The sequence below is a fragment of the Pseudomonas sp. PS01301 genome, from assembly GCF_029960215.1.
GTDB classification, from domain to species: domain Bacteria; phylum Pseudomonadota; class Gammaproteobacteria; order Pseudomonadales; family Pseudomonadaceae; genus Aquipseudomonas; species Aquipseudomonas coleopterorum.
Genome location: NZ_JASCPM010000032.1, coordinates 47836 through 58445 on the forward strand (window position 1 = coordinate 47836; position 10610 = coordinate 58445).

Annotated in this window: 4 protein-coding genes and 1 rRNA gene; 1 reads left to right on the forward strand and 4 read right to left on the reverse strand. The window is 61.8% G+C overall.

Annotation, left to right across the window (positions count from 1 at the left end):
* Positions 1 to 87 precede the first annotated feature (87 nt).
* Positions 88 to 1014, forward strand: a complete 927-nt coding sequence (locus QMX89_RS16410) for a LysR family transcriptional regulator (RefSeq protein ID WP_282348997.1) — start codon at positions 88 to 90, stop codon at positions 1012 to 1014.
* Between the two features lie 28 nt (positions 1015 to 1042).
* On the opposite strand, the gene recD is transcribed toward QMX89_RS16410, so the two are convergent.
* From recD to rrf, 4 genes are all read right to left on the reverse strand, one after another.
* Complete coding sequence (recD, locus tag QMX89_RS16415) at positions 1043 to 3130, reverse strand: exodeoxyribonuclease V subunit alpha (protein ID WP_282348998.1); 2088 nt, start codon at positions 3128 to 3130, stop codon at positions 1043 to 1045.
* On the reverse strand, positions 3127 to 6822 hold the full coding sequence (gene recB / locus QMX89_RS16420) for an exodeoxyribonuclease V subunit beta (protein ID WP_282348999.1): 3696 nt from the start codon (positions 6820 to 6822) through the stop codon (positions 3127 to 3129). Before recB ends, recD begins: the two co-directional genes overlap by 4 nt.
* Positions 6819 to 10298: an exodeoxyribonuclease V subunit gamma gene (gene recC / locus QMX89_RS16425; RefSeq protein ID WP_282349000.1), complete on the reverse strand. Its 3480-nt coding sequence runs from the start codon at positions 10296 to 10298 to the stop codon at positions 6819 to 6821. The genes recB and recC overlap by 4 nt, the downstream gene beginning before the upstream one ends.
* A gap of 210 nt (positions 10299 to 10508) precedes the next feature.
* Positions 10509 to 10610: ribosomal RNA gene (rrf, locus tag QMX89_RS16430) — 5S ribosomal RNA — on the reverse strand; the annotation flags it as partial.

The window sequence follows — 10610 nt, forward strand, 5'->3', positions numbered from 1 at the left end:
GTATTTATTGTTGTGGCGAGACGGTTCTGCGATGGAGTATAGAGGCTGCAAACATCTAACAAGAACTCACAATAAAGCCGGTCCAACATGCAAAAAGACCTTAGCAGCCTGAACTGGGACGACCTCAAGTTCTTTCTCGAAGTGGCCCGCACCCGCAAGGCCAGCATCGCAGCCAAACGCCTGGGGGTGGACTACACCACCGTGTCGCGACGCATCGGCTCGCTGGAGAACGCGCTGGGTACCCTGCTGTTCGAAAAATCACGGACCACCGGCTTCGTCCTCACCGCCGAAGGGCAGCGCCTGCTCGCGTCGGCCGAATCAATGGAAAGCACCCTGCACATGGCCTGCGAACAGGTTTCAGGCTCCGGCGTGGCACTGTCCGGACACATTCGCATGGGTTGCACCGAAGGCTTCGGCAGCTTCTTCATCACCCCGCAACTGAGCCACTTCGTCGACACCTACCCGGCCATCTCGGTCGACATCCTGCCGCTGCCACACTTCATCAGCCTCTCCAAGCGCGAAGCCGATATCGTCATCGCGCTCGAACGCCCCGAACACGGGCCCTACGTCTGCTGCAAGCTCTGCGATTACCGACTGAAACTGTATGCCACACGCACCTACCTGGATCGCCACCCGCCCATCGACAGCAGCGCTCAGCTCAGCGGCCACCGCTTCATCAGCTACGTCGACGACCTGGCATTCAGCTCCGAGCTGCTCTACCTGAGCAAACTGCTGCCCAACGTCAACGCCGGACTGCGCAGCACCAGCGTGATCGCCCAGTACACTGCGGCGCTCCAAGGCCACGGGCTGGTCATCCTGCCCTGCTTCCTGGCTGCCCAGGACGAACGCCTGGTGGAGGTCCTGCCCGAGGAAATCGATATCACCCGGCAGTTCTGGATGTACTGCCGCGAGGATCTGCGCAAGCTGAAACGCATTACCCTGTTGTGGGATTACATCCGCAACGTTACCGACCGCAACGCACCGCTATTGATGGGCACCCCCGCCCCCCTGTAGCAGCAGCGCCAGCCGCGTCCCGCTCCACTCAGACGTTAGACTGCCACCCAAGCATCAACCCACTGAGCCTCTTCACCCTGCGCCGCACCGCTTCCTCGAACACGCCCTTGCGGCTTTCGACCAGGGTGAACCAGTGTTTGGCACGCGTGATTCCGGTGTAGATCAACTCTTTGGTCAACACCGGATTCAACGCGTCCGGCAGGATCAGCGCCGTGTGCGCGAATTCGGAACCCTGGGATTTGTGCACCGTCATCGCGTACACCGTCTCCACGTCATTCAACCGACTGGGCAGCACGAAACGAATGCCGCCCTGCCCGTCGTTGCGCGGGAAGGCCACGCGCAAGACCTTTCGCTCGCGCCCGCCACCCTCGGGCAGCATAAGGGCGATGCCGATATCACCGTTCATCAAACCCAGGCCATAGTCGTTGCGGGTCATCAATACCGGACGGCCTTCGTACCAGGGTTGGCTTCCGTCGATCAGGCGCGCCTGAGTCAAAGCCTGGGTGGCGCGTGCGTTCAGGCTTTCGACCCCCCAAGGCCCTTTGCGCACGGCGCACAGCAGCTGAAACTCGTCGAAAGCATTCAGCAACCCACGGGCCCAGGTTGCCCAGGCTTCATCTCCAAGTGGCGTTTCAGCCGGCGGTCGAGCCATGTCCATCTGCTCAAGATAGCGGCGGTAGCCTTGCGGTCCATCGCTGCTGCGACCATGCCCGTCCAGCAGCAGACGCAACAGCGCTGCATCGTCTTCACCCTTGAGCGGCAGCCAATGCACATCCTGGTACCGGCCTTCCTGGAGCAAGGCACGCGCACCTTCGGCGTCCTGCAGGTTGACCCGGGCGGCCAACTGTCCGATGCCACTGTCCTCGCCGAACCGACGCGAGTGCCGCAACATGACCACCTGTTGTGCCAAAGCGTGATCACGCTCGTTACCTTCGAGCAAACCACTGTGCGCCAGATCCTCGCCGCTCACCTGCTCCAGCCAGGCTCGCGTCGCCGGGCTGTAATAGCCGGCCTCGGCCTGACTGCATAGATCGCCTAGCACGGCCCCCGCCTCGACCGACGCCAACTGATCCTTGTCGCCCAGCAGCACCAGCCGCGCATGGGCCGGCAGCGCATCGAGCAGGTTGGCCATCATCTCGAGGTCGATCATCGAGGCCTCGTCGACCACCAACACGTCCAAGGGCAAAGGGTTGGCCGCATCGTGACGAAAATGCCGCGTACCCGGACGGCTTCCCAGCAGCCGGTGAACGGTGGTTACCTCGGTGGGAATGCGTGCCTTGATCGCCGCGTCCACTTCCAGGCTCTGGACCTGCAGGCTGATCGATTCCGTCAGCCGAGCCGCCGCCTTGCCGGTCGGTGCCGCCAGACGAATGCGCAGCGGTTTGTCTTGGGCAACGGCAGGCCCCTGCAATAGCGCCAGCAGGCGTACCACCGTGGTAGTCTTGCCGGTCCCCGGGCCGCCGGTAACGATACTGAAGGCGCCGCGGGCCGCCAGCGCGCAGGCCAGTTTCTGCCAATCGATCCGCGCCCCATCGGCGGTGCCGAACAATTGCGTCAAACGCTGGGCAAGATCCTCCGGTATCGGCTCATGCGCCCCCAGACGCTGGCGCAACGCATCACCGATGCGCCGCTCGTAAGTCCAGTACCGACGCAGGTACAGACGTTGACTCGAAAGCACCAAGGGCGAGCTGCCTGAAGTGTCGTCCCCATTGCCCACCAATGGGCTATTCGCCAGACTGCTCAACCAGGCGTCGGCACTCAGGCCCTCCAGCAACTGCGATGGCAGCAGGGCCACGCCTCCCTGCAGGTCGCCTTCGGGCGGCAGCGACAAGGCGAAATCCGGCGCCTGCAGCGTTGCTGCCAAGTCCAGGCAAACGTGTCCATGCCCAAGCTGGTGACTGGCCAAGGCAGCAGCCAGCAACACCAGGGGATCTCCCTGCGGATCAAGGTCAGCCAGAAACGCCACGAAGGCCTTGTCCAGCGCGCGCAGCCAGCCGCGCTCCACCCAGCGTTCGAGCAGCGCCAACAGGTCAGCCGTATGTGTGCGGGGCTGCAATCGAGCAAGGCTGTGTGCGTCCAGAGGCGTCGGCAACAGGTCGGCAAACGAGCGGGTCATGGTGTACTTTCCTCGAACAGGTCGGCCTGGACATCGCGGCGTCCGCCTTTGAACAATGCATCGAGCTCCTCGATGAGCTCACGTGGCGGACGCGTGAAGTACACCCCTTGACTGGGCGCCCCCAGGCCGCGCAGAAACACGAATACCGCACCTCCGACATGCTGGTCGTAGTCGTACTCCGGTAGCCGGGCTTTCAACTGTCGGTGCAAGGCGAGCAGGTACAGCACGTATTGCAGGTCGTAGCGGTTGGCCAGAATGGATTCGGTCATCGCCTCCTGGGTATAGGCATCATCATCCGGGCCCAGCCAGTTGGATTTGTAGTCGGCAACGTAATACTGGCCCTGATGCTCGAAGCACAGGTCGATGAAGCCCTTGAACATGCCATTGAGCATCGCCCCTTCGGCTGGCAGCCGAAGCACGCCTGGGTGAGTGTACTGGCGCACCAGAGTATCGAGGCGGGTCACGTCGACCTTGTGGCTGGCGAACCAGAACTCCATTTCGATCTGGTATTGATCGAGCTCAGCCATGCGTACCGGCGCGCGCTCGGATCCGAGGCGCAATGGCTCGTCGATGAAACGTCGCAGCCATTCGTCGAGGGTCGGGATCCAGCCAGTCCAGCCGCGCCGACTGCAACGGCGCGCGACGTTGTCGGCCAAACGTTCAGGCGTCGCCGCAACACTGGCGAACCCTTCGCGTCCCGCCCACTCCAGCAAACCGTGCAGAAAGGTCCCTGGACCCGGACCACGGGGGAAACGATGAATATCGCCGCTGGTGGCCGGCACTTCGCGCGGTACCTGGACGTCCAGGCGCTCATCGTCCATGAGCTTCTGCTCAAGCGCGCTGTCGGGCGCCTGATCGACATCCGCGCTCAAGGTGTCGCTGATGCGCAACGCACTGTAGGAGGCTATCCACCAGTTTTCCCGCGCACTGCGCTTGGGTAGACGCAACTTGAGCAGCGCGGCATCGCTGCGCAACGGTACGTAGCGGGTCTCGTCCGCTTCCGGTACCGGCAGGCTCACGATGTCCGGGCATCCCGCACTCGCAGCCTGCAACCAGCTCGCAAGCTGGCTCGCATCGACCAGAGGCTGCCCGCCGCCCAACAGGTAACCAATGGCCGAGCGATGAAACACCGACTCCTTGGTTGTGCCGCGCTTGAGGTCCGCGATGCCGAGCCAACAGCTGTGTTGAGCCCGGGTCAAGGCCACGTAGAGCAGACGCAGATCCTCGGCCAGACGCTCGTCGTCGGCCAGCGCCACCTGTTCAGGCGTAGGGCTCAGCGTCAGTTGCGCCCGGTGTGACGCATCGTGATAGATCAACGGCAAGCGCTTGCCATCCACCGGCTTGCAGCTGCAGATGAAGGGCAGGAAAACCAGCGCGTACTCCAGCCCCTTGGACTTGTGAATGGTCACCACCTTCACCAACTGCTCGTCGCTTTCCAGGCGCAGGATGTGCTCCTCGGCCGCGCTGCCGGACAGCGCCAGCTGTTCGCTCAGATGACGGATCAACGCTTGCTCGCCGTCCAGTTCGCTGGATGCCTGCTGCAACAGTTCGCACAGGTGCAGCAGGTTGGTCAGGATACGCTCGCCATCGTCGCGACCGATCAACGCCAACGGCAGGTCGAAGTCGTGCAGCAACCTGCGCAGCATCGGCAGCACACCCTGGCTGCGCCAGATGGTTCGATAGCTGCGAAACTGCATGACTCGCGCTTCCCATTCCAGCTCGCTGAGATTCAACTGCTCCAGTTCATGCAGCGAACGGTTCAGCGTCATGCTCGCCAAGGCAGCGCGCAATTGCCGCTCCGAATCGGGCTCGGCGCACGCCTTCAGCCAGGCCAGCAGATCGTGGGCCTCCTGTGCAGCGAACACCGAGTCCTTGTCCGACAGGTACACGCTGCGTACCCCGCGCTCGGTCAACTCGGCGCGCACGGCCTGAGCTTCCTTGCCATCGCGTACCAAAATGGCGATGTCGGCCGGCAGGATACCTCTGGCTTTGCGCCCCTCCACTTGAAAGCCACCTTGCCCGGCTTGGCCAGCGTTCAACAGGCGCACGATTTCGGCCGCGCAGGCAGCTGCCAGGGCCTTGCGATAGACAACACCCGAAACAGGCTGATCACTGGGCAATTGCCAGAAGGTCAGCGCCGGTACGGCCTGCTCCTCGACGATCAACGATTCCTTGCGCCCCTGGGCCCGCACATTGATGAACGGCACCGGATTGTCTTCACCCTGCCGGAACAGGAACGCACCTCGCCCCTGCGCACGCTGCTCGGCCTGCATGAACACATGGTTGACCGCCCCGACCATGGCCTGGGTTGACCGGAAATTGGTACCCAATGTATGCAGCCGGCCCTCGGTCGCACGACGTGCCTGCAGGTAGGTGTGTATATCGGCACCGCGAAAGGCGTAGATCGCCTGCTTCGGATCGCCGATCAGGAATAGACCGGTCTCCTGTTCGTTCTCCTCGATGTGATAGATACGCTCGAAAATGCGGTACTGAACCGGATCGGTGTCCTGAAACTCATCGATCAGGGCCACCGGGAACTGTTCGCGAATCAACTGGGCCAACTGCTCACCACCGGCGCCCTGAAGCGCACGGTCGAGCCGGACCAGCATATCGTCGAAGCCCATTTCCGCACGCCGGCGCTTCTCTTCCTCGAAGCGTTCGCCGATCCACTGGGCAGCATGCCTGAGCACCGCGCTTTCAGGTGTCGGCAGCGCCGCCAGCGCTGCGGGCAGCATAACCATCGTCTGCAATCCAGGATGATCAGGGGCCTCTCCCTTCCAGGCTTCGGCCATGCCTTCGGGGGTCAGGCGGGTAAAGCCGGTGCCGATATCCAGCTCGTGCTGATCCGGGTCGGTCGCCCAGGCCGTGATCTTCTCGAACCAGGGTTCGAAATAGCGGGCCTGCATCTTGCGACCGTCGACCGCCTTCGCCGCCACGGCCTGCAGGCAGATTTCACGCAACTCGATGGCCCACTGCGGCCAGGGTTTCTTGAGCTCGATCAAGGCCTGCTCGCGCTCGGCCAGAGCACGCTCGATCAGCTCTCCAGGTTCATCGCCCGAAGCGCCCTCGTGCGCATGGGCAAACAGCCCACGTACTCTGGCGAGCAACGCTGCGGGCCCGCCCAGATGAGCTCTTACCCAATCCAGGGCAGCGCCTTGCATCGGGTAGTAATAGCGCCGCCAATAGTCGCGCACGACTTCGCCCAGCAGGTCGCTGTGATCGGTCTCCAGGCTTTGGGTGAACAAACTGCCGCTGTCGAACGCATGCTCGCGCAGCATGCGCTGGCACCAGCTATGAATGGTGGAAACAGCCGCCTCGTCCATCCATTGCGCAGCAATATCCAGTCGGGCTGCGCTGGCCGCCCACTGGGTGGTGTCGAATTCGTCGCGCAACTGCGCGATCAATGCATCCGGTGCCGCGATCTCGTCTCGAAAAAAACGAGCCGCTTCGGCCAGCCGTATGCGGATCCGCTCGCGCAGCTCCTTGGTCGCCGCATCGGTGAAGGTCACGACCAAGATCTGCGGAGGCAGCAGTTCGCGACCGAATCCGTTGATGTCCGCACTGTGGCCCAGGATCAAACGCAGATAGAGTGCGGAAATGGTGAATGTCTTGCCGGTGCCCGCGCTGGCTTCGATCAACTGACTGCCACGCAGGGGGAAGGCCAACGCCAATGGACGTTCAAGAGAGGTCATGATCGGGCCTCCTGCTCATCGACCGAGCGCCAGGGCGCTTCCAGCATGGGTTGGTAAAGCGTCTGAGCCCAACCCTCGAATTCTTCACTGTCGACCAGTGCATCGAAATCAGCGAACTGACGCATCAACGCCACCGCCTCCCGGCGCTCGCCATTGCTGGTCACGCCATCCCCCTCATAGGCTTTTCGTGCTGCCGCCAAGGCTTTCTCCTCATCAGTCTGCGAAAGCCAGGCCACGGCTGTCTTCACCGCTACCGGCAGAGGACGGGTCATGCCCGTCTGCCAGGCCAGCAAGAGATCGCTCAGCGCCGTTTGAGCCTGGTCCAGAGGCAATGGATCGAGCAACAAGGTATCGTCGCTGGCCACTACCGCCGTTGTCAGGGGCAGCCCCACGGCGCACGAGGCGAGATGCAAGACCCACGGACGTATCAGACGATGCCATTTGCGCGAGCGCACGCCGCCGATGGCATTGGCGATCGTCGAAACGCTGAGGCAGTTGCCATCCTCGCGCTGGTACACGCCCGCCAGCCACCCCTCCAGCACGATGCCCTGTGCTTGGAAAGTGATCGGTAAAGCGCTGTCCAGCCGGGAAGGCCAGAGCACGAGCAACTGGCGATAGCGCTCGAGCAGATCGGGCAATGGTTCGATCAATTCTTCCCGCAGTCGCGTACCGAACTCTGCCATTGGCAAAAGACCGCTGCCCTGCAACTTGCGAGCGTGGTTCTCCAGCGTGTCGGTGATTTCACCGGCACTGGCCATGCCCGCACTGAGCAGGCTGTCACTGAGCGTGTAACGCTCCAGCGCATCGAGCACGAAGGGCTCGATATCGGACACCGGCTTCTCGGCCGACTCGAAGAAGACCTTGAGCCGCTGGCTGAAAAAGTGCCTGACCGGATTGCGCAGAAAATCCTGCAGCTGAGCCACGCTCAATGGCTCCTCCTGACGATGAGCAGGCAGCGTTGCCTGTGTATCTGCCACCGCCACCCCTGCGTGCAAGTGCTGCCACTCGCTGGCAAAACTGAAGAGCGCAGGATTTCCCTGGTGAAAGTACCGAGCACTGAAAGGCTGAAGCGGATGCTCCAGCGTGAGCGCGTGCAAGAGCTTCTGTCCGCGAGCGGAACTGTCCAGTGCCTCATCGCCTGACAGCCGCCAGCCACTGGCCAGGTGATCGCGCAACTGCCCAATCAGCACCGACGGTGGACGTTCGCTGTTGTCCCTGATGCTGCGCCCCACCCAGCTCATGTAGAGTTGCTCACGCGCCGAGAGCAGCGCTTCCAGCAGCAGGTAGCGGTCGTCCTCGCGACGGGAACGGTCGCCTGGGCGGTAATCACTGCCCATCAAGTCGAAGTCCAGCGGTGGCTGCGCCCGCGGGTAGTCGCCATCGTTCATGCCCAACAGGCAGACGATCTTGAACGGAATGGCGCGCATCGGCATCAAGGTGCAGAAGTTGACGGAGCCTGCCAGAAAGCGCTGGCTCAAGCGCCCCTGATCCAGCCCCGCGAGCCAGGCTTCACGCACCACCGTCAGCGGCAATTGCTCGACCAGTCCCACCGCTTCGCAGGTTTCCAGCCACTCTTCACGCAGTTCTTCAAGCTGATTGAGCAGGTATTCGTCATGCTCCGTGTCGGCAGTGAAGAACAGCTGCAGCAACTGATGCAGTCTGATACCCCACTGCGCAGGGGTGGCCGGACGATCAAGTTGCTGGCAGGCCACTTCCAGCGCATCCAAAAGCGCTGCAAGCGGCCCGATAAGCGCTGCATCCAGGCCACCGATTTCGTCGTAGGGCTCGATGTCACTGCACCCTATTCCGGTTCCCACGGCATAACCAAGCAACATTCGTCGCAGCCCAAAGCGCCAGGTGTTCTGCTCCAGTTCGATCGGCAGTCCCATCTGCGTGCGTTGGCGTGCATCGAGACCCCAGCGAATACCCGCCCCTTCGATCCAGCGACGCAGCGTCGGCAGATCCCGCTCCAGAATTGCAAATCGACTGCGCAGGGCAGGCACGTCGAGCAGATCAAGAATCTCGCTCACGGGGAAGCGACTGTCCGGCAGCTTGAGCAGGTGCTCGACCGCTATGAGCAAAGGGTCACGCCCGCGTTGCCCTTGATCGGTCAGCGTGAAGGGGATGAATCTGCGGTCATCCCGGTCCAGCTGGCCAAACACCGCCCGAATATGGGGGGCGTAGCTGTCGATGTCGGGCACCATGACGATCACATCACGTGGACGCAGCGCGGCATCGGCACTGAAGCGTGCCAACAGCTGATCGTGCAGAATCTCCACCTCGCGCTGCGCACTGTGGGCAACGTGGAAGCGAATGCTCTTGTCGGTCTTGATATCGACGCTGGGCCAGATCGACTGTGTTTCGCCCAGGGGGCGCAGCTCGAGGATGTCGTCCTGCAACTGACCCAACAGGTGTCGCGGCTCGCCTTCGCTGAAAAGGTCGATACGACCGTCGCCAAATGCAGCCTGATAGCTGGCGGGGTCGTCATAGCTGTCGAGCAGATTGATGTAGTCACGCCCTTGCTTGCCCCAGGCGGCGAGCAGGGGATGGGCGTGCTGATGCAGGTTGTCTGAATCCAATACGACCGGCATGCCCTGCTTGCGAGCCTGTCGCTTGTATTGATGACGCAGCAGGTCCTTGTCCGCCACGATATCGGCCCAATGGTGCCGACAGGGGTTGTGCACACACAACAGCACCTGACTGAAGCGACCCAGCGCCGCCAAGGCTTCCAGGCCTTGGGCTGGTAACGAAGAGATACCGAACACGATCACACGCGATGGCAATGTCGAAGGCGCTTCATCCAGCGCCGCGGCAGCCTCCATGAAGCGTTGATGCACCCCCGCCCGGCTTTGTGCCATGCCTTCGGACCCTACATCCTCCAGCAACGCCCTCCACAACTCCGCTTGCCAGCAATTGCCTGCCGGCAAGGGCTTGCTCAAACCTCGCCCATTGCGCAGTTGATGCTTGCCTACCGCCCAGTCCTGAAGCCAATCCGCGCGATAGACCTGGTACTGATCGAACAAGTCTGCCAGGCGCTCTGACAACTGGTAGCGCTTGCGCAGGTCGCTATCGTCGAGCAGGAAGCGCTGGAGAGGTTCGAAATGGGGCCGGTCGATCAGTTGCGGTAACAGACGCATCAAACGCCAGGTAAGCGGTGCCTTGTCGAGCAGCGAGGAAGAAGGAATCTGGTCATGCCCCAGTACGCTTCGATACAGCTGCCACATGAAACTGCCAGGCAACTGCACATCCACCGCCGCCGAGATTCCTACCCCTCCTTCCTCATCCGTGCTTTCGTCCGCGGCGAGCGCAAGCTTAAGCCATTGAGCGATGCCATTGCTCTGCACCAGGATGATTTCGTTTTCCAGTGGACGCAGCGGGTACAAGCGCATCCAGCTCACGACAAGACTGCGCAGTTCGTCCAGGCGATTGCCATGTACAACCATAAAACCGGGGGTAAGAGGCGACATGGCCGACATGTGCGAAGTCCTTGAGGTAAGCGTGAATCAAGGATCAACCATATCAGATGTAGCTTTCTCAGTTGAGCCAGCCGGTTCTGCTCAACGTGTAAGAGACAACTGAATGTCGACTTGATAAGTAGGAGAGGTCTTACAGCGAAGCGCTAGAGAAAAAGCCGTACAAAGACAAAACCCCTACCTGCTTGCGCAGATAGGGGTTTCGGAATTGAATCTTGACGATGACCTACTCTCACATGGGGAAACCCCACACTACCATCGGCGATGCATCGTTTCACTGCTGAGTTCGGGATGGGATCAGGTGGTTCCAATGCT

Coding starts and splice junctions, on each gene's coding strand:
- recD (WP_282348998.1), bottom strand. CDS start 3,130: ATGACCCGCTCGTTTGCCGACCTGTTGCCGACGCCTCTGGACGCACAC.
- recC (WP_282349000.1), bottom strand. CDS start 10,298: ATGTCGGCCATGTCGCCTCTTACCCCCGGTTTTATGGTTGTACATGGC.
- recB (WP_282348999.1), bottom strand. CDS start 6,822: ATGACCTCTCTTGAACGTCCATTGGCGTTGGCCTTCCCCCTGCGTGGC.
- QMX89_RS16410 (WP_282348997.1), top strand. CDS start 88: ATGCAAAAAGACCTTAGCAGCCTGAACTGGGACGACCTCAAGTTCTTT.